The organism is Streptomyces sp. NPDC055239 (assembly GCF_053606205.1).
Map to the genome: position 1 here is coordinate 354898 of NZ_JBSGRD010000010.1, position 17762 is coordinate 372659.

The window sequence follows — 17762 nt, forward strand, 5'->3', positions numbered from 1 at the left end:
CTCAGTTCTCCGTCGGGGCGGGAGCATCGCCGCCCGCCGCGCTGCTGTAGCGATTGCGGATGCGGTCCGTCTCCCGGAAATGATTCGCGGCCCACTCGTACGTGATGACGTCCTCGCCGGATGGATACGACACCGGATCGCCCTTCTCGTACAGCTGCTTGGTGACGACCAGATTGCCCCGGTCGATCTCCGCGTAGACGGGCGGCTCCTCGTCCTGGAAGACATTCTCGTACTTCTTGCCCTCGGTGCGATACACATAAGTGCTGGTACCGACCGCATCGCCGCAGGTCATGATGTTGATGACGACGTCGGAGGCGGAGCCTCCGGTCAGCTTGCCGTACGAGACGTCCACCGGGTACTCATCGGCGACGCAGGGCTTCAGATCCCGCTTGACCGCCTGGCTGACCTTCGGATCGTCCTCTATGAGCCTGACGGCCTCACGCGTGGAGGGCGGCGAGGGTGCGGACGTCTCCGAAGGCGAAGGGGACGGCGTCGGGGACATCACCGCCTCGCCCCTGTTGCCGGGACCCTCGTCGCGGGCGCCGGAGCCGCCGGTCGAGCAGGCGGTGAGCGAAAGACCTATGGCGGCGAGCGCGGCCCCTGCCGCACTCCCCGCCCTCATGGTCCTGCAAGACCGAGTGCTTAGGCCGCGCAACGCTCCCGCTCCTCACGTTCGAGCGCGCCGGTGGCGGGCCTCGCGTGGTCCCGGCTCTCCAGCTCCTGGCGGAGCCGGGCGAGCGCCCGGTGCAGTGTGCTCTTGACCGTTCCCGCCGACATGCCCAGTGCCGCGGCGGTCTCCTCTGTGGACATCTGCTCCCAGTGTCGCAGCACGACGACGCTGCGCTGCTTGGGTGCGAGCACCTTCATGATGTCCATCAGGAGGGCGCGGTCCGCATGCTGTTCGGTGGAGTCTTCCACGCTCGCGTCGGGCAGCTGCTCGGTGGGGACCTCTTCGAGCTTGCGGGCCCGCCACCACTCCGTACGCGTGTTGATCATGACGCGGCGCAGGTAGGCGTCCGCGAGCCGCTTGTCGGCTATGCCGTCCCAGCGGCCGTACGTCCGCACGAGCGCGGTCTGAAGCAGGTCCTGGGCATCCACAGGGTCAGGGACCAGGCGCCGGGCACTGCGCAGCAGGGCGTCCTGCCGTGTGCGGACGTACTCTTCGAACTCGAGCACCTCGCCGTGCGCCATCTCTGACCGCCTCTCGTTCCCACCGTCTGCTTCGACCGCTGTCCTTGCCTGTGCGGTACAGCAATGAAGCTACGGACGGCTTGTCACGAGGCTGTGCGGAGCAGCCGCCGGAGGGCGCACGGCCTTCCGTCGGTTGTGTAACAGATGTAGGCGGGGCGTAAAGCGGGGCTGTTTATCGGACGATCTGTCAGTCGATCTGTCAGCTGCGGGAGCTACTTGAGTTGCTTCCTCAGGTGAGGGGCAGACGGTAGAGGTTCCCGGCGAGCGGCTCGACGAGGCCGTCGGAGACAAGGCCGTCCAGCGCGCGGGCCCGCTGCACGGGCTCGTCCCACACCCGGTCGAGGACCGTCTGCGGAACGGGAGCCACGGCCTCCCGAAGCACCGCGAGCAACTTGCCGCGGACCTGGCGGTCCGTACCCGCGTACGTCTGAGCCCGGCGGGCCGGACCCTGGTGCGCCGGTTTGCCCGCCGCCTGCCACGCGCACTGCTCGGCGATGGGGCAGCGCGCGCAGTTCTCGTTCTTGGCGGTGCAGACGAGAGCACCGAGCTCCATGGAGGCGGCGGCCCAGCGGGACGCCGTGCGCTCGTCATCGGGCAGGAGGGCACGGGCGAGCTTGCGCTCGGCTGCGGTGGTGGCGTTGGGCGGGTACTGGACGCCGGTGACGGCGCGGGCGAAGACGCGCCGCACGTTCGTGTCGAGGACGGCGTGACGCTGGCCGTACGCGAAGGAGGCGACGGCCGCGGCGGTGTACTCGCCGATGCCGGGCAGCGCGAGCAGCTGTGCGTGCTTCGCCGGTACGTCGCCGCCGTGCCGTTCCGTTATGGCGACGGCGGCGCCGTGCAGCCGGAGCGCGCGGCGCGGGTAGCCGAGGCGTCCCCAGGCGCGGACGGCTTCGCCCGGGGCTTCCTTGGCGAGGTCGGCGGGGCGGGGCCAGCGGGCGATCCACTGCTCGTACACGGGCAGGACGCGGCTGACCGGCGTCTGCTGCAGCATGAACTCGCTGACCATCACGCCCCAGGGCCCGGCGTCGGGCCGACGCCAGGGCAGATCGCGCGCGTTCGCGTCGAACCAGGCGATGACGGGACTGTGCAGGGCCTCGGGGACGGGCTCTGGGGCGGGCTCAGAGGTGTCTGACATCGGCATGGGCGGCATGGGCTTCGTGGGCGCAGTCATGGCAGGACGATCCTGCCATGGGGGCGGCGGGGGGCGGGACAGGCGGGGCGGTCGCGTTTCCGTGGAGGGGGCATGCGGGGCGCTCGGGCGGGGTTGTTCGGCGCGGAGCCCCGCCCGCGAGGGCCCCCAGGACCTGACGATCGGCAGGGGCGCCCAAAGGGACCCGGCAAGTAGCGTCACGCAGGTGAGAAGCAGACGCCGGGCGGACGCCCTCCTCTGGGCAGCGCTGGCCATCCCCGCGCTGACGGTGGACAGGATGGGCCTGAACGAGCCCCGCCCGGCCTGGCAACAGGCAGCGGGCATCGCGGTACTGGGCCTCGCCGCAGCGGCCTGGCGCCGCTGGCCCCAGGCGGGCTTCGCAGCGGCAGCAGGCCTGGAGCTCGCAGCGGCGCCCTCCCTGTTCACGCTCTCGTACGGCACGGCCCTCGCGGTGTTCGCCCTGCTCATGGGGCGCAAAGCCACCCGCGTGCGGCCCGCGCTCCTCCTCTTCGGGGCCATCGCCCTGCTGGGCACGGTCAAGATCGTCGTACGCGGGGTCGACCCCGTCGTGGAGTGGCTCGTCCTCATGGGCACCCTGCTCTTCGGCGCGGTCTTTCCCTGGCTCGCGGGGCGCTATCTCCGGCAGGGCCGGGAGCTCGCCGCCGCGGGATGGGCCCGCGCCGGTCAGCTCGAGCGCGAGCAGCGCATCGTCGCCGACCGGGCCAGGCTGCGGGAACGGGCCCGGATCGCGCAGGACATGCATGACTCCCTGGGGCACGAGCTGAGCCTCATCGCGGTACGGGCCGGCGCACTCCAAGTCGCCGCCGACCTGCCCGAACGCCACCGGGGCGCCGCCGCCGACCTGCGCGTGGCCGCGTCGGACGCCACGGACCGGCTGCACGAGATCATCGGGCTGCTGAGGGAAGAGGGGGACGAGGTCGCGCCGCTCGCCCCGGCGGGCGAAAGCGTGCGGGCCCTGGTGGAGCGGGCCGCCGACTCGGGCCTGCCGGTCCGGTACATAGCGGGGGACGCGGATGAGCACCGTACGGAGTCACCTCAGACAGAAGAGCAGGCGACCGGAACAGAAGAACAGTCGATCAGAACAGAAGAACAGTCGATCAGAACAGAAGAGCAGTCGGCCAGGACAGAAGAGACCGACCGAACCGTCCACCGAATAGTCCAGGAAGCCCTCACCAACGCCGCCAAGCACGCCCCCGGCGCCTCCGTGACCGTCGAGGTGAGCGCGGCGGCCGTCGTCGTCACCAACGGGCCCGCCACGGAGCCTGGTTCGGGGCCGGGCGTCGGCTCCGGCCTCGTAGGCCTGCGGGCCAGGGTCGAGGACCTCGGCGGCACGCTCGACGCGGGGCCGCACGGCGACGGATTCCGGGTCGTCGCACGGCTCCCCGCAGAGGGCGAGGAACCGCTCCCGGCGACACCGGCCCCCGCCGCCCCCAACGGCCCCGCATACGCGAGACGCCGAACAGTCCTCGCCTTCGGAGCCGCCCTGGCCACCGGAGTACTCCTCGTGGGCGGCGCCTTCGCCTGGTACGCGTACTCGCGCTCGCACGCCGTACTCGAACCGGCCGACTTCGCCCGCCTCATGGTTGGTCAGGCCCAGGCCGACGCCGTACGACTACTGCCCGACAGAGAAGCATCCGATCCGCCCGACGAGCGCGCCCCGGCCCCGCCCCCCGAGGGTGCCGACTGCCGCTACTACCGCGCCAGCGGCGAACTCTTCGTCACAGTCGAGCACTTCAGGGTCTGTTTCGACGACGGGGTCCTTGTGGAGAAGAGCGTGATCCCCAAGGCCGGGGTCGGGACCGGAGCCGTAGGTGAAGTACGGGACCAAGTGAAGGAGTGAAGGAGTGAAGGAGTGAAGAGGTGGGTGCGGTGATCCGCGTACTGCTGGCCGACGACGAGGCGATGATCCGCGCCGGCGTCCGCGCGATCCTCGGCGCGGGCGACGACATCGAGGTCGTCGCGGAGGCCGGTGACGGCAGAGAGGCCGTCGCGCTCGCGCAGGCCCATCGCCCGGACGTCGTGCTGCTGGACATCCGCATGCCGGGGCTCGACGGCCTGGCCGCAGGCGAGGAGATCGTACGGACGGTGCCCGGCACCGCGGTCGCGATGCTGACGACCTTCTCCGAGGACGCGTACGTGGCGCGGGCGCTGAGCGGCGGAGCCACCGGCTTCCTGCTGAAGTCGGGCGACCCGCACGAACTCATCGCGGGTGTGCGCGCGGTGGCCGGAGGCGCCGCCTTCCTCTCGCCCAAGGTGGCCCGCCACGTCATCGACGGATACGGCGCACAGCGCATGGGCCGTGGCGCCGACGCCCGCGCCAGGACCGTGGCCCTCACCCCGCGCGAGCGCGAAGTGCTCGGGCTCGTCGGGGAGGGGCTCTCCAATCCGGAGATCGCCGCCCGGCTCCACCTGGTGGAGGGCACGGTCAAGGCGTACGTGAGCGCGGTCCTCGACCGGCTCGGGGTCAAGAACCGCGTCCAGGCGGCGATCGTCGCCTACGAGGCGGGACTTGTGCGGCTCTGACGCCACCTCAGGATTTCGGGCACCTCAAAATCTCGGACGTCTCAGCGGCGGTGCGACGGGGGCCGCCGGTGCGACGTCGCGTTCGACGTCGCGTTCGGCGTCGGGCTGCCCGGGCCCGCGAACCACCTGACGACGCCCGTCGACGACCCGCGCATCGTCTCGGCGACACGTGCCACCGGGCGGGTCGCCAGACGTACGAGGAGGAAGGCGAGCGCGGCTCCGAGGAGCAGACCCACCGCCACGTCATGCGGATAGTGCACGCCCACGAAGACCCGCGAGAACGCCATGAGCACGGCCATCGGCAGGGTGAGGGCCGCGATCCGCGGCCAGGCGAGCGCGAGCCCGACGGCGGCGGCGCCCGCGATCGTCGAGTGGTTGCTGGGGAAGGACCAGTCGCCGTACGCCGGGCACTCGACGAGCGAGTTGAGTGCCCCGGAGACGGCCCGGCACGGGCGTTCCTCGGTGATCGCGGACTTGAGCAGCTCGCTGCACACGTAGGCCACCGCCGTGACGAGGGGCGCGAGAACAGCTATCGCGAGGGCGCGGGGGTCACCGCGCCGTGCCCGCCACCAGGCGACGATGAAAAGCACGCCGAAGAGCAGCAGTCCGAGCTCCGTCCACACCTCGGCGAGATGTTGGAACCAGGTGGGGGTGTCGTGGGCGAAGTCGGTGACATCGCGATAGAGATCGTCGTCCATGGTGTCCATGATTACGGACGGTACGGAGTAGGTCCGAATCGTCACATCCGGCGATCGACCCGTCACAGCCCCTGACGAAAGACAGGGGTACGGAAAGCGGAATCAGTTGTTCCGTGATGATGATCCGTAAACTTTGTCGTTCAGGGCGGCGGGTGGGGCAGGACACGGCGCGGATCTCTCGTAAGGTTTGGGCCGTGGGATCTATGCGCAATCCGGTCGGGCCGCTTCCCTCCAGTATTTACTGGCGTCGGAGGGCCATTCTGCTGTCCCTGATCGGACTGATGGCTCTGCTGGTCGTGTGGGTGCTCACCCTGGGGGGTGGGGGCCAGAAGAACGGCGCCGACGGCCCGTCGGGTTCCGATCCCGCCACGTCCATCACACCCGGACCTTCCGGATCCGGGCCCGCCATCAGTCAAAACCCGGGCGGGCGCGACGAGTCGGGCGACGAGGGCGACGGCGGCTCCGGCTCCGGCTCCGGTGGCTCGGGCGACGGCTCGGGTGATTCCGCGGGTTCCGGCGGCTCGGGGAGCTCCGGCGACGGAGACGGCAGCGGCTCGGACGACGGCGCCAAGGGCGGCGGCGGTGCGGGCGGACAGCTGCCCGCCGGGTCGAGCCTCCCCAACTGTTCGAGCGGCGACGTGAAGTTGAAGCTGCGGAGCGTGCACAACAGGTACGAGGTCGGTCAGAAGCCGAAGTTCGAGCTCATCGCCCAGAACAGCGCGGGCAAGGCCTGCAAGGCGGACCTCGGCGGCAAGAAGACGGTCCTGACGATCACTCAGGCAGACAGCGACAAGGTGATCTGGTCCTCGGAGGACTGCCCCGCGGGCGGCGGGAGCCTGCTGCTCCGGGTGCCGGGCGACGGGCGCGTCACGCACACCGTCGAGTGGAACCGCCGGGGGAGCGAGCCCCACTGCGCGACGCCTTCGGCGGGGAGTGCGGCGCCGGGAACGTACCTGGTCGAGGCCAAGTCTTCCGGTCTGGGATCGGCGCAGGCCTCGTTCGTACTCGAAGACAGCTGATTGCGGGGCGATCTGGCGGGTGGCTGGGTGGGCGGGAAAATCCCCACCCACCCAGCAGCACCCTCTAGACGTACGTACCGCTGGACGCACCCCTAGACGTACCGCTCCAAGATCGACGACTCGGCGAGCCGCGAGAGCCCCTCGCGTACGCTCCGGGCCCGCGCCTCCCCCACCCCGTCCACGGTCTGCAAGTCGTCGACGCTCGCGGCGAGAAGCTTCTGCAGCCCCCCGAAGTGCTCGACGAGCCGGTCGATGATCGCGCCGGGCAGGCGCGGCACCTTGGCCAGGAGGCGGAAGCCCCGCGGGGATACCGCGGAGTCCAGAGCCTCCGGAGAGCCGGTGTAGCCAAGACCCCGCGCCACGATGGGCAGTTCGAGCAGCTCCGCGTGCGAGAGCTTGTCCAGTTCGAAGAGCGCTTCCTCGACCGTGCGGGAGCGCTTGGCGGTCGGCTCGGGGACGTAGTCCCTGACGACCAGCTCGCGCTCGGGCTCGACGCCAGCGATCAACTCGTCCAGCTGGAGGGCGAGGAGACGGCCGTCGGTGCCGAGCTCCACCACGTACTCGGCGATCTCCGTGGCGATGCGGCGCACCATCTCCAGGCGCTGGGCGACCGCCGTGACGTCGCGGACCGTCACCAAGTCCTCGATCTCCAGGGCGGACAGCGTGCCCGCCACCTCGTCGAGGCGCAGCTTGTAGCGCTCAAGGGTCGCGAGGGCCTGGTTCGCGCGGGACAGGATCGCCGCCGAGTCCTCCAGGACCTTGCGCTGACCGTCCACGTAGATCGCGATGAGGCGCATGGACTGGGAGACGGAGACCACCGGGAAGGTCACCTGCTTGGACACGCGGTCCGCGGTGCGGTGCCGGGTGCCCGTCTCCTCGGTGGGGATCATCGGGTCGGGGACGAGCTGCACGCCCGCCCGCAGGATCTTGGTGACGTCCTTGTCGATGACGATGCCGCCGTCGAGCTTGCACAGCTCGCGCAGCCGGGTCGCCGTGAACTCGACGTCCAGGATGAAGCCGCCCGTACACATGGATTCGACGGTTTTGTCCCAGCCGAGGACGATGAGCCCTCCGGTATTGCCGCGGAGGATGCGCTCGAGTCCGTCGCGCAGGCCTGTGCCGGGCGCGACCGCGCTCAGGGAGGCACGCATCAGCCCGTCGGCACCGGAGCTTCCACCGGACTTGCCGGGAGCTGACGCCCGGTCGTTGGCTGCCACTGCACTCCTCGGGTCGCGGGTTGTCCTAGCCCCGGTCCACACGACTGCTTCGTACGGATGGGCGAGACCAGGGCAAAGTCTACCGGCGCTCTTCGTCCTTCCGTGGGGCCTCTCTGCGACGCGACGTCGGAAGAACACGCAGCGCGTCCCCCATGTCGGCGACTTCGATGACCTTCATACCGGGCGGGACCTTGCCCGGATCGGCAGGAACAAGGGCGTGGGTGAAGCCCAGACGGTGCGCTTCGGACAGTCTGCGCTGGACCCCTGTGACCCGTCTGACCTCGCCCGCCAGGCCCACTTCGCCGATCGCGACGAGATTCTTCGGCAGCGGGGTGTCGCTCGCCGCGCTGGCCAGGGCGAGGGCGATCGCGAGGTCGGCGGCCGGCTCGGAGAGCTTCACTCCGCCGACCGTCGCGCTGTAGATGTCGCGCTTGCCGAGGGCGGTGATGCGGCCGCGCTGCTCCAGGACGGCCAGCATCATCGAGACGCGGGAGGTCTCGAGGCCGGACGTGGTGCGGCGGGGGGAGGGGATCTGGGACTCGACGGTGAGGGCCTGGACCTCGGCCACCAGGGGGCGGCGGCCTTCGAGCGTGACCGTCAGACAGGTGCCGGGGACGGCCTCCGTGCGCCGGGTGAGGAAGAGGCCGCTGGGGTCGGCGAGGCCGGTGATGCCCTCGTCGTGCAGTTCGAAGCAGCCGACCTCGTCCGTCGTCCCGTACCGGTTCTTGACGCCCCGGACGAGACGCAGGCGCGCGTGGCGGTCGCCCTCGAAGGACAGGACGACGTCCACGAGGTGTTCGAGGAGGCGGGGTCCCGCGATCGCGCCGTCCTTGGTGACGTGGCCGACCAGGAGCGTGGACATGCCGCGCTCCTTGGAGGCGCGGATCAGCGCGCCCGCCACCTCGCGGACCTGGGCCATGCCGCCCGGTGCCCCGTCGATCTCCGGCGACGCGATCGTCTGGACCGAGTCGAGGATCAGGAGGGACGGCTTCACCGCGTCCAAGTGCCCGAGAACGGCGGCGAGATCGGTCTCGGCCGCCAGATAGAGATGGTCGTCGATGGCCTTGATGCGGTCGGCGCGCAGCCGGACCTGGCTCGCCGACTCCTCGCCCGTCACATAGAGCGTGCGGTGCTCGTCGCTCGCCGACTTGGCCGCGACGTCCAGGAGCAGCGTCGACTTGCCGACGCCCGGCTCGCCCGCGAGGAGCGCCACGGCGCCGGGGACGAGGCCACCGCCCAGGACGCGGTCGAACTCGGGCACTCCGGTGGAGCGTGCGGTGGCCTGGCGGCCGTCGACCTCGCCGATGGGCAGGGCGGAGGAGGTGACACGGCCGGGGGCCGTGGTGCGGACCGCGGGCGCGCCGTACTCCTCGACCGTGCCCCAGGCCTGGCACTCGGGGCAGCGGCCGAGCCACTTGGCCGTCTGCCAGCCGCACTCGGTGCAGCGGTAGGACGGCCGGTCTTTGCCGGATTTCGTACGAGCAGCCATGAACGGAACCGTAGCGGGCACCACTGACAGTGGCGTACGTGATCCGGTCCGCCGGAGGCGCGAGTCACGGGACCGTGAGTCATGGCATCGCGAGTTCGTGTCCCCTTTTGAGGGATCTATTCACCCGTAAGGATTAAATGTGCTCAAGGTGGAGGAGGGACTCGCCAGCATCCGCCTAACTTCGCACGGGTGATGAGCAGCAGGCCGGAAACCCCCACGCAAGCAACCGGCGCACACCGGGCGCATCGAGACGTGCGCCAGCGCGTTGTGCCCCGCTCGGTGCCGCAGGCGCCTCCCACACGCTATGAGCCCTGTCTGGACGGCCTGTTCACGTACTGCCTTTCCGTGCTCTGCGATCACGATGCCGCGACCGCCGCCCTGGGCGACGTGCTCGCCATCGCCGAGCGCCGCGGCTCACGCGGCCCCGTCGGCGAGGCCGAACTGAGGTCCTGGCTGTACGCGCTCGCCCGCTGGGTCTGCCTGCGTGCCCTCGCCGACGCCAAGCGCAAGCGCCAGGGCGCGCACGCCTCCGGATCGGCCGCCCGCGTCCCGAAGCCCACCGAGTCCACCGAGTCCGCCGACTCCACCGACTCCGCGACGCCGCCGGACGAGACGGAGCAGCTGCGGCAGCGCCGCCGTGAACTCGCCCAGCTCGCCTGGCCCGAGGCCGCGGGCACGACGCCCGAGCAGCGCGAGGCCCTGGAGCTCGCCGTACGCCATCAGCTCTCCCCGCAGGAGGTCGCCGCGGTCATCGGGATGGACGTGGCGAGAACCCGCGACCTCCTCGCGTCCGCCGCCTGCGAGGTGGAGCGCACCCGGGCCGCGCTCGCCGTCGTGGAGACCGGCACCTGCCCGATCGTCGCCCGCCTCACCGGCGACAACCAACTCCTCCTGGGCACGGCCCTGCGCCGCGAACTCGTCCGGCACGTCGACGACTGCCCGCGCTGCCGCCGCACCGCCGAGCGCGCCGGGTCAGGGTCCTGGCCGGGCACGGCGGTGTCCCCGGCCGCGCTGCCCGTCATCGAGGCCCCGCGGGCCGCCGTGCACGTGGCGATGGCGCACGTCCCGCGCGCGAGGGGCGGCGGTCCGCGCTTCGACCGGCGCGGATTCCCGATGGACCCCAAGGACCACGCCGCCCGCCGCGACCGGATGCGCGCGCGTGCCGTGACGACGACGGTCGTCGCCACCGTGGTGGCCGCGCCGGTGCTCGCGCTCTGGGCGGCGTACCGCGGGGCGCCGCTGACCGGTGAGGGCCAGGACGGCCGCTCGGTCAGCGCGAGCGAGTCCGGGTCCGACGGGGCGAACGGCGACCGCAGGCGCGAGGACTACGAGAACGCGGGCAACGCCGACACGCCTCCCGACCCCCGCTTCACCGCGGGCAGCCACTCACCGGACGTCTCCGTGGAGGTCATCAGCGCCGGATCGCCGCCGTCCCGCTCGGGGACCGGCGCGGGACGCCTGACCGTCACGGCGCAGTCGAGCGGCGGTACGACACTGATCACGCTCTCCGCGTCAGGGGGCGATCCCGTCCACTGGTCGGCGAGCTCGGGGGCGCCCTGGCTCAACCTGAGCCGGTCGTCCGGGACGCTCGCGCCGGGGCAGACGGTCATGATCCGGGTGTACGTCGACCGTGCGCGGGAGCCGGCGGGCCACTGGAGCGCACGCATCTCCATCGCCCCCTCGGGGGCGATCGTCTCGCTCGACGGTTACGGCAACGGATCGGGCCGCCCGACACACCCCGGCCCCAGGCCTACCCCGACCCCACCAAAACCCAGGCCGACCCCGACGACCCCGGACCCGACGCCCACACCCTCGACTCCGGACCCAACTCCGACGACCCCGGACCCGACCCCGACACCATCGGACCCGGGCAACTCGACACCGCCGCCCAGCGACAGCGGCGACCCGAGCCCGAGCGAGGGCTAATTCCTCCCCAACCCCGCCCCTTCCCGAAAACCGTGCCTGCGCCCCGGGCCTACCTGGGGCTCCGCCCCAGACCCCGTACAAGATGTCCTCAATCGCCGGACGGGCTGAAAGATTTCAGCCCGTCCGGCGATTGAGGACATTTCCTTCAGCGAGAGGGATCCGCCGGATGCGGTGCAAGCAGAGGCAACTGAGAAGCCAGCCGCTCCTCGCACAGCTCCGCGAGCCGGTCGTACCCCTCCTTGCCCATCAGCTCCGTCAGTTCGGGGCGATAGGAGACATACACCGGGTCACCCGCACCGTGCGCCGACGTCGCCGACGTGCACCACCAGTGCAGATCGTGGCCACCGGGACCCCAGCCCCGCCGGTCGTACTCCCCGATGGACACCTGAAGGATGCGCGTGTCATCGGGCCGGTCGATCCACTCGTACGTCCGTCGGACCGGCAACTGCCAGCAGACGTCCGGCTTCGTCTCCAGCGGCTCGCGCCCCTCCTTCAGCGCGAGGATGTGCAGCGAGCACCCCGCGCCCCCGGCGAAACCGGGCCGGTTCTGGAAGATGCAGGAGCCGTTGTACGGGCGGGTCTGGCGCTCGCCGTCGTCGTCCGTCGCCACCCAGCCGGTTTCCGTACCGATGTCGTGGTGCTGCCAGATATCGGGAGTGAGCCGCGCCACGGACTCGGCGACCCGCTTCTCGTCGTCCTCGTCGGAGAAGTGCGCGCCCAGCGTGCAGCAACCGTCGTCCGCCCGGCCCGCCTGGATGCCCTGGCAGCCACTGCCGAAGATGCAGCTCCACCGAGAGGTCAGCCATGTCAGATCGCAGCGGAAGACCTGCTCGTCGTCCGCGGGATCCGGGAACTCCACCCAGGCGCGGGCGAAGTCGAGCCCCTTCTCGTCCGGCTGCGCCTTCCCAGGCTTCCCCGGCTTCCCCGACTTATTCTTCGGCTTCGTTTTGTCGGTCTTCGCCTTTTTCGTCTTTGGCACGTCTCCAGGGTATGCGTGCGGTACCCGGTCCGAGGACCAGCGACAGCCGTACGCGCAGTAGCGTTCCGTATATGAGACTCGGTGTCCTCGACGTAGGTTCGAACACGGTGCATCTGCTGGTGGTGGACGCCCACCCCGGCGCGCGCCCGCTGCCCGCGTATTCGCACAAGGCGGACCTGCGCCTCGCCCAACTCCTCGACGACGCCGGGGCGATCGGCCCCGAAGGCGTCGACCTCCTGGTCGGCACCGTCCGCGACGCGATGGAGGCCGCGGAGGACAAGGGCGTGGAGGACCTGCTGCCGTTCGCGACCTCCGCCGTGCGCGAGGCCAGCAACGCCGATCAGGTCCTCGCCCGGGTCAAGGAGGAGACCGGCGTCGATCTGCAGGTCCTCACCGGCGCCGAGGAGGCCCGCCTCACCTTCCTCGCCGCCCGCCGCTGGTTCGGCTGGTCTGCGGGAAAGCTCCTGGTCATCGACATCGGCGGCGGCTCCCTCGAAATCGCGTACGGCATCGACGAGGAACCGGACGCGGCGGTCAGCCTGCCGCTCGGCGCAGGCCGTCTGACGTCCTCCTGGCTGAGCCAGGATCCGCCGGACCCCACCGACGTGAAGGCGCTGCGGCGGCACGCGCGCGCCCAGATCGCCCGCACGGTGGGGGAGTTCAGCCGCTTCGGCGCCCCGGACCACGTCGTGGCGACGTCGAAGACGTTCAAGCAGCTGGCCAGGCTCGCGGGCGCCGCACGCTCCGCCGACGGCCTCTACGTACAGCGCGAGCTGAAGCGGAGGTCCCTGGAGGACTGGGTCCCGCAACTGGCCGCGATGACGGCCGAGCAGCGCGCCGAGCTGCCCGGGGTCTCCGAGGGGCGGGCCGGACAGCTGCTCGCGGGTGCGCTCGTCGCCGAGGGTGCGATGGATCTCTTCGGCGTCGAGACGCTCGAGATCTGTCCGTGGGCGCTGCGCGAGGGCGTGATCCTGCGCCGACTCGACCATCTTCCGACGCCATAGGGCGGTGGTCGGGCGGTAGCAGGGAACATCGGCCCTCGCCGGTGCGTAGGCGCGCGTCTCCCCTCCAGTAGACATACGTCACACAGGACTCGGGTGTGTGGGAGACCACCTCCCCGGTGCCGAGGCAGGGCCCGTACGCTGTCCCTCGTGGCAGAACCAGTGGTGCGCATCCCGGATGCGAAGGTCGCCCTGTCGACGGCCTCGGTCTATCCGGAGTCGACGGCGACGGCCTTCGAGATCGCCGCGCGCCTTGGCTACGACGGTGTCGAGGTCATGGTGTGGACCGACCCCGTGAGCCAGGACATCGAGGCCCTGCGCAGACTCAGCGACTACCACCAGATCCCGATCCTCGCCGTCCACGCGCCGTGTCTGCTGATCACGCAGCGCGTGTGGTCCACGGATCCCTGGGTCAAACTCCAGCGCGCGCAGACCGCCGCCGAGAAGCTCGGCGCGTCGACCGTCGTCGTGCATCCGCCCTTCCGCTGGCAGCGCGGGTACGCGAACGCCTTCGTCGACGGCATCTGGCGCATGGCGAACGAGACGGACGTCCGCTTCGCTGTCGAAAACATGTACCCCTGGCGTTACCGCGACCGCGAGATGCTCGCGTACGCCCCCGACTGGGACGTCACCAAGGACGACTACCGCCACTTCACGGTCGACCTCAGCCACACCGCGACCGCCCGCACGGACGCGATGCAGATGATCGACCGCATGGGCGACCGCCTCGGGCACGTCCACCTCGCCGACGGCAAGGGCTCGGCCAAGGACGAGCACCTGGTGCCGGGGCGCGGCACGCAGCCGTGCGCCGAGCTCCTGGAGCGCCTCGCGACGAGCGGCTTCGACGGACACGTCGTCATCGAGGTCAATACGCGGCGCGCGATGTCCAGCGCCGAACGCGAGGCGGACCTCGCCGAGGCCCTCGCCTATACGCGGCTGCACCTGGCGTCCGCGGTGAAGGTGCCCCGCTCGTGAAAGAAGCGACTCAGGGCGATGCCGCGGCTCCGCGCCGCCGGGGACGTCCTTCCCGTACGCAGTCCGCCGAGGGCCCCGCGACGCGCGACCGCATCCTGGAGGCGGCCCGCACCGAGTTCTCCGCCCATGGGTACGACAAGACGTCCGTGCGCCGGATCGCCAAGGCGGCCGGGGTGGACTCGGCGCTCGTGCACCACTACTTCGGTACGAAGGAGCAGGTCTTCGAGTCGGCGATCGAGGTGGCCTTCTCGCTCGCCGTCGACGCGCCCGCGGCGATCGACGAGGGCCCGCTCGAAGGTGTCGGCGAGCGCCTGACCCGTTTCATCTTCGGCGTCTGGGAGAACCCTGCGACCCGCGTACCGCTGCTCGCGATCGTGCGCTCGGCGGTGAACAACGACACGGCGGCGGCCGTCTTCCGCCGCCTCATCGCGGCGCAGCTGCTCGGCAGGGTGGCGCGCAGGGTCGATCAGCCGGACGCCGAGCTGCGTGCCGAACTGGCGGCCGCGCAGCTGGTGGGCACGGCGATGCTGCGGTACGTGATCCGGGTGGAGCCGCTGGCTTCCGCCGACCCGGAGGCGATCATCGCGCGGATCGCGCCGGTGGTGCAGGGCCATCTGACCGGGCCCTGACCTCGCCGCCCACCTCTTTGCGTCCCTCTTTACGTCCCCCTTTTCGTCGGCCGCTCACCGAGACAGATATCCCGCTATTCGGACGGGCTGTCCAGATCGTGGAGCGTCGGCGTACCCTCGAAAACAGTCGATTCCTATGTCTCTGAGATCTCAGAAGGAGCGAGCGACGATGCCCGAGCTCAGGTCCCGCACAGTCACCCACGGCCGCAACATGGCCGGCGCGCGCGCCCTTATGCGTGCCTCCGGTGTACCCGGCGCGGACATCGGGCGGAAGCCGATCATCGCCGTCGCCAACTCCTTCACCGAGTTCGTGCCGGGCCACACCCACCTGCAGCCGGTCGGCCGGATCGTCTCCGAGGCGATCACCGCGGCGGGCGCCATCCCGCGCGAGTTCAACACGATCGCCGTGGACGACGGCATCGCGATGGGCCACGGCGGCATGCTGTACAGCCTCCCCTCCCGCGACCTGATCGCGGACTCCGTGGAGTACATGGTGGAGGCGCACTGCGCCGACGCCCTGATCTGCATCTCCAACTGCGACAAGATCACCCCCGGCATGCTGAACGCGGCCCTGCGCCTCAACATCCCGACGGTCTTCGTCTCCGGCGGCCCGATGGAGGCCGGCAAGGCCACCCTTGTGGACGGCACGGTCCGAAAACTCGACCTGGTCAACGCGATCAGCGACGCGGTCGACGAGAGCGTCTCGGACGAGGACATCCTCCGTATCGAGGAGAACGCCTGTCCGACCTGCGGCAGCTGCTCCGGCATGTTCACGGCCAACTCCATGAACTGCCTGACCGAGGCCATCGGCCTCTCCCTGCCCGGCAACGGCTCGGTGCTCGCCACGCACACCGCCCGCAGGGCGCTGTACGAGAAGGCGGGCGAAACGGTCGTCGAGATCACCAAGCGGTACTACGACGGTGACGACGATTCGGTCCTGCCGCGCAACATCGCCACCCGTGCCGCCTTCGACAACGCCATGGCGCTCGACATCTCCATGGGCGGCTCCACGAACACGATCCTGCACCTGCTCGCCGCGGCGCAGGAAGCGGAACTCGAATACACCCTCGCCGACATGGACGAGGTCTCGCGCCGCGTTCCCTGCCTGGCCAAGGTCGCCCCGAACGTGGCGCCCGGCGGCACGTACTACATGGAGGACGTGCACCGCGCCGGCGGCATCCCCGCGATCCTGGGCGAGCTGTACCGCGGCGGCCTCCTGAACGAGGACGTGCACACGGTCCACTCCACGTCCATCAAGGACTGGCTGGAGACCTGGGACGTGCGCGGCGGCTCTCCGTCGGACGAGGCCGTCGAGCTGTGGCACGCGGCCCCGGGCTGCGAGCGCTCGGCGACGGCCTTCTCCCAGTCGAAGCGCTGGGCGACCCTGGACACGGACGCCGCGGGCGGCTGCATCAGGGACGCGGCCCACGCGTACTCGAAGGACGGCGGCCTCGCGGTCCTCAAGGGCAACCTCGCGGAGGACGGCTGCGTCGTGAAGACGGCGGGCGTCGACGAGTCGATCTGGACGTTCGAGGGACCGGCCGTGGTCTGCGAGTCGCAGGAAGAGGCCGTCGACAAGATCCTCAAGAAGCAGATCAAGGAAGGCGACGTGGTCGTCATCCGCTACGAGGGCCCCAAGGGCGGCCCCGGCATGCAGGAAATGCTCTACCCCACCTCGTTCCTGAAGGGCCGCGGCCTCGGCAAGGCCTGCGCCCTGGTCACGGACGGCCGCTTCTCCGGCGGCACGTCGGGCCTGTCGATCGGCCACGCGTCGCCCGAGGCGGCGTCCGGCGGCACGATCGCCCTGGTCGAGGACGGCGACCGCATCCGCATCGACATCCCCAACCGCGGCATCGAACTCCTCGTGGACGACGCGGAGCTGACCCGCCGCCGCGAGGCCCTGGGAGGCGTCTACGCCCCCAAGTCCCGCGAGCGCAAGGTCTCGGCGGCCCTGCGGGCCTACGCGGCCATGGCCACGAGCGCGGACCGCGGCGCGGTGCGTGACGTGTCGAAGCTGGGCTAGCGCCTGCCTTTTGACGGTGTCTGTTCGCTGGACCGGGCTGGATATACATCCAGCCCGGTCCAGCGTCGTTTCAGCCCGTCGTGGGGTTGCCGGTTCGGCAAGAGCACTGTCAGGCCTCAGGAGGCGGGGCGGGCGCGCAGGTGGGCGCGTTCGCCCTGCTTGCCGAAGATGATCAGCAGCTCCACCGGCTGGTCGTCGTCGGGGCCGAGCCAGTGTGGGACGTGGGTGTCGAATTCCGCGACTTCCCCCGGGGCCATGACCAGGACGCGGTCGCCGAGGTGAAGGCGGAACCTGCCGTTGAGGACGTAGATCCATTCATAGCCCTCGTGCGTCCGGAGCTCGGGCTCGGTGGCGCTGGGGCTGATGACGAGTTTGTGCGCGTGCATGCCGCCCGGCCTGCGGGTCAGCGGTACGTACGTCATGCCGTCGCGCGTGACGGGTCGCAGATGAAGGCGGGGATCGCCCGTCTCCGGAGCGCCGACGAGCTCGTCGAGCGGGACGTTGTAGGCCCTGGCCAGGGGCAGCAGGAGTTCCAGGTTGGGTTTGCGGCCGCCGCCCTCCAGGCGGGAGAGCGTGCTTTCCGAGATCCCGGTGAGTTCGGCGAGCGCGGCCAGCGTGATGGCGTGCCGACGGCGCAGGTCCCGCAGTCGGGGTCCGACTCCGGCCAGCACGTTCTCGAATTCGTCCATGCGCCGCATCTTGCTGAACCGGCATGAAGGATTGCAACTTTTCGGGGCCCGGGGGCACTCTCCTTGCGACGTGAGCCACGCACCTCGTGGCTCACCGAGGCAATCCCGCCCCTCGTCGCTCAGGCCCTCATCGCTCAGGAGAGCCCTGACCGTCCTGGTGAAAACACCCAGGACCCCCGCGGACACACAGCCCACTGCCTCCGCCTCCGCCCACTGACCGGAAAGGCGC

General features: G+C 70.6%; 16 protein-coding genes. 8 read left to right on the top strand and 8 right to left on the bottom strand.

Annotation, left to right across the window (positions count from 1 at the left end):
• Position 1: 1 nt before the first annotated feature.
• The 3 genes from ACWFRJ_RS29895 to ACWFRJ_RS29905 form a co-directional block, all read right to left on the bottom strand.
• Positions 2-622, bottom strand: coding sequence for a hypothetical protein (locus tag ACWFRJ_RS29895; RefSeq protein ID WP_453537572.1), 621 nt, complete (start codon positions 620-622; stop codon positions 2-4).
• A gap of 20 nt (positions 623-642) precedes the next feature.
• Positions 643-1191 (bottom strand): SigE family RNA polymerase sigma factor, encoded by a 549-nt coding sequence (locus ACWFRJ_RS29900; RefSeq protein WP_453537575.1) that lies wholly within the window; start codon positions 1189-1191, stop codon positions 643-645.
• A 229-nt stretch (positions 1192-1420) separates the two neighbouring features.
• Positions 1421-2365, bottom strand: coding sequence for an A/G-specific adenine glycosylase (locus tag ACWFRJ_RS29905; protein WP_453537578.1), 945 nt, complete (start codon positions 2363-2365; stop codon positions 1421-1423).
• A gap of 184 nt (positions 2366-2549) precedes the next feature.
• Between ACWFRJ_RS29905 and ACWFRJ_RS29910 the strand changes: the two genes are divergently transcribed.
• Together ACWFRJ_RS29910 and ACWFRJ_RS29915 are read left to right on the top strand one after the other, a co-directional pair.
• Positions 2550-4205 (top strand): sensor histidine kinase, encoded by a 1656-nt coding sequence (locus tag ACWFRJ_RS29910; RefSeq protein ID WP_453537581.1) that lies wholly within the window; start codon positions 2550-2552, stop codon positions 4203-4205.
• Between the two features lie 29 nt (positions 4206-4234).
• The gene (locus tag ACWFRJ_RS29915) at positions 4235-4888 is read left to right on the top strand and encodes a response regulator transcription factor (RefSeq protein ID WP_453537683.1); all 654 of its coding nucleotides are present in this window, start codon (positions 4235-4237) and stop codon (positions 4886-4888) included.
• 41 nt (positions 4889-4929) lie between these two features.
• On the opposite strand, the gene ACWFRJ_RS29920 is transcribed toward ACWFRJ_RS29915, so the two are convergent.
• Positions 4930-5595 (bottom strand): phosphatase PAP2 family protein, encoded by a 666-nt coding sequence (locus ACWFRJ_RS29920; protein ID WP_453537584.1) that lies wholly within the window; start codon positions 5593-5595, stop codon positions 4930-4932.
• 185 nt (positions 5596-5780) lie between these two features.
• Between ACWFRJ_RS29920 and ACWFRJ_RS29925 the strand changes: the two genes are divergently transcribed.
• Complete coding sequence (locus tag ACWFRJ_RS29925; protein ID WP_453537587.1) at positions 5781-6605, top strand: hypothetical protein; 825 nt, start codon at positions 5781-5783, stop codon at positions 6603-6605.
• A 92-nt stretch (positions 6606-6697) separates the two neighbouring features.
• On the opposite strand, the gene disA is transcribed toward ACWFRJ_RS29925, so the two are convergent.
• Both disA and radA read right to left on the bottom strand, forming a co-directional pair.
• Positions 6698-7822 (bottom strand): DNA integrity scanning diadenylate cyclase DisA, encoded by a 1125-nt coding sequence (disA, locus tag ACWFRJ_RS29930; RefSeq protein WP_383274788.1) that lies wholly within the window; start codon positions 7820-7822, stop codon positions 6698-6700.
• Between the two features lie 79 nt (positions 7823-7901).
• A complete protein-coding gene (radA, locus tag ACWFRJ_RS29935; RefSeq protein ID WP_389901612.1) occupies positions 7902-9311 on the bottom strand; it encodes a DNA repair protein RadA in 1410 nt (469 codons plus the stop codon).
• A 192-nt stretch (positions 9312-9503) separates the two neighbouring features.
• On the opposite strand from radA, the gene ACWFRJ_RS29940 reads away from it, so the two are divergent.
• Positions 9504-11237, top strand: a complete 1734-nt coding sequence (locus ACWFRJ_RS29940) for a BACON domain-containing protein (protein WP_453537591.1) — start codon at positions 9504-9506, stop codon at positions 11235-11237.
• A 145-nt stretch (positions 11238-11382) separates the two neighbouring features.
• Here ACWFRJ_RS29940 and ACWFRJ_RS29945 read toward each other — a convergent pair whose 3' ends face one another.
• Positions 11383-12216: a hypothetical protein gene (locus ACWFRJ_RS29945; RefSeq protein WP_453537594.1), complete on the bottom strand. Its 834-nt coding sequence runs from the start codon at positions 12214-12216 to the stop codon at positions 11383-11385.
• A gap of 71 nt (positions 12217-12287) precedes the next feature.
• On the opposite strand from ACWFRJ_RS29945, the gene ACWFRJ_RS29950 reads away from it, so the two are divergent.
• The 4 genes from ACWFRJ_RS29950 to ilvD all read left to right on the top strand — a co-directional run bounded on the left by ACWFRJ_RS29950 (position 12288) and on the right by ilvD (position 16844).
• Entirely contained in the window at positions 12288-13220 is a 933-nt protein-coding gene (locus ACWFRJ_RS29950; RefSeq protein WP_453537597.1) for a Ppx/GppA phosphatase family protein, read from the top strand.
• A gap of 147 nt (positions 13221-13367) precedes the next feature.
• On the top strand, positions 13368-14192 hold the full coding sequence (locus ACWFRJ_RS29955; protein WP_453537600.1) for a sugar phosphate isomerase/epimerase family protein: 825 nt from the start codon (positions 13368-13370) through the stop codon (positions 14190-14192).
• The gene (locus ACWFRJ_RS29960) at positions 14189-14821 is read left to right on the top strand and encodes a TetR/AcrR family transcriptional regulator (protein ID WP_453537603.1); all 633 of its coding nucleotides are present in this window, start codon (positions 14189-14191) and stop codon (positions 14819-14821) included. The genes ACWFRJ_RS29955 and ACWFRJ_RS29960 overlap by 4 nt, the downstream gene beginning before the upstream one ends.
• A 169-nt stretch (positions 14822-14990) precedes the next feature.
• Complete coding sequence (ilvD, locus tag ACWFRJ_RS29965; protein ID WP_453537606.1) at positions 14991-16844, top strand: dihydroxy-acid dehydratase; 1854 nt, start codon at positions 14991-14993, stop codon at positions 16842-16844.
• 116 nt (positions 16845-16960) lie between these two features.
• On the opposite strand, the gene ACWFRJ_RS29970 is transcribed toward ilvD, so the two are convergent.
• Entirely contained in the window at positions 16961-17533 is a 573-nt protein-coding gene (locus tag ACWFRJ_RS29970; protein ID WP_453537609.1) for a helix-turn-helix domain-containing protein, read from the bottom strand.
• Positions 17534-17762: the final 229 nt, after the last annotated feature.

What these genes read in the sequence shown, in the direction of transcription:
- ACWFRJ_RS29895 (WP_453537572.1), bottom strand. Translation starts at nt 622, where the DNA reads ATGAGGGCGGGGAGTGCGGCAGGGGCCGCGCTCGCCGCCATAGGTCTT.
- ACWFRJ_RS29900 (WP_453537575.1), bottom strand. Translation starts at nt 1,191, where the DNA reads ATGGCGCACGGCGAGGTGCTCGAGTTCGAAGAGTACGTCCGCACACGG.
- ACWFRJ_RS29905 (WP_453537578.1), bottom strand. Translation starts at nt 2,365, where the DNA reads ATGACTGCGCCCACGAAGCCCATGCCGCCCATGCCGATGTCAGACACC.
- ACWFRJ_RS29920 (WP_453537584.1), bottom strand. Translation starts at nt 5,595, where the DNA reads ATGGACACCATGGACGACGATCTCTATCGCGATGTCACCGACTTCGCC.
- radA (WP_389901612.1), bottom strand. Translation starts at nt 9,311, where the DNA reads ATGGCTGCTCGTACGAAATCCGGCAAAGACCGGCCGTCCTACCGCTGC.
- ACWFRJ_RS29940 (WP_453537591.1), top strand. Translation starts at nt 9,504, where the DNA reads ATGAGCAGCAGGCCGGAAACCCCCACGCAAGCAACCGGCGCACACCGG.
- ACWFRJ_RS29950 (WP_453537597.1), top strand. Translation starts at nt 12,288, where the DNA reads ATGAGACTCGGTGTCCTCGACGTAGGTTCGAACACGGTGCATCTGCTG.
- ilvD (WP_453537606.1), top strand. Translation starts at nt 14,991, where the DNA reads ATGCCCGAGCTCAGGTCCCGCACAGTCACCCACGGCCGCAACATGGCC.
- ACWFRJ_RS29970 (WP_453537609.1), bottom strand. Translation starts at nt 17,533, where the DNA reads ATGGACGAATTCGAGAACGTGCTGGCCGGAGTCGGACCCCGACTGCGG.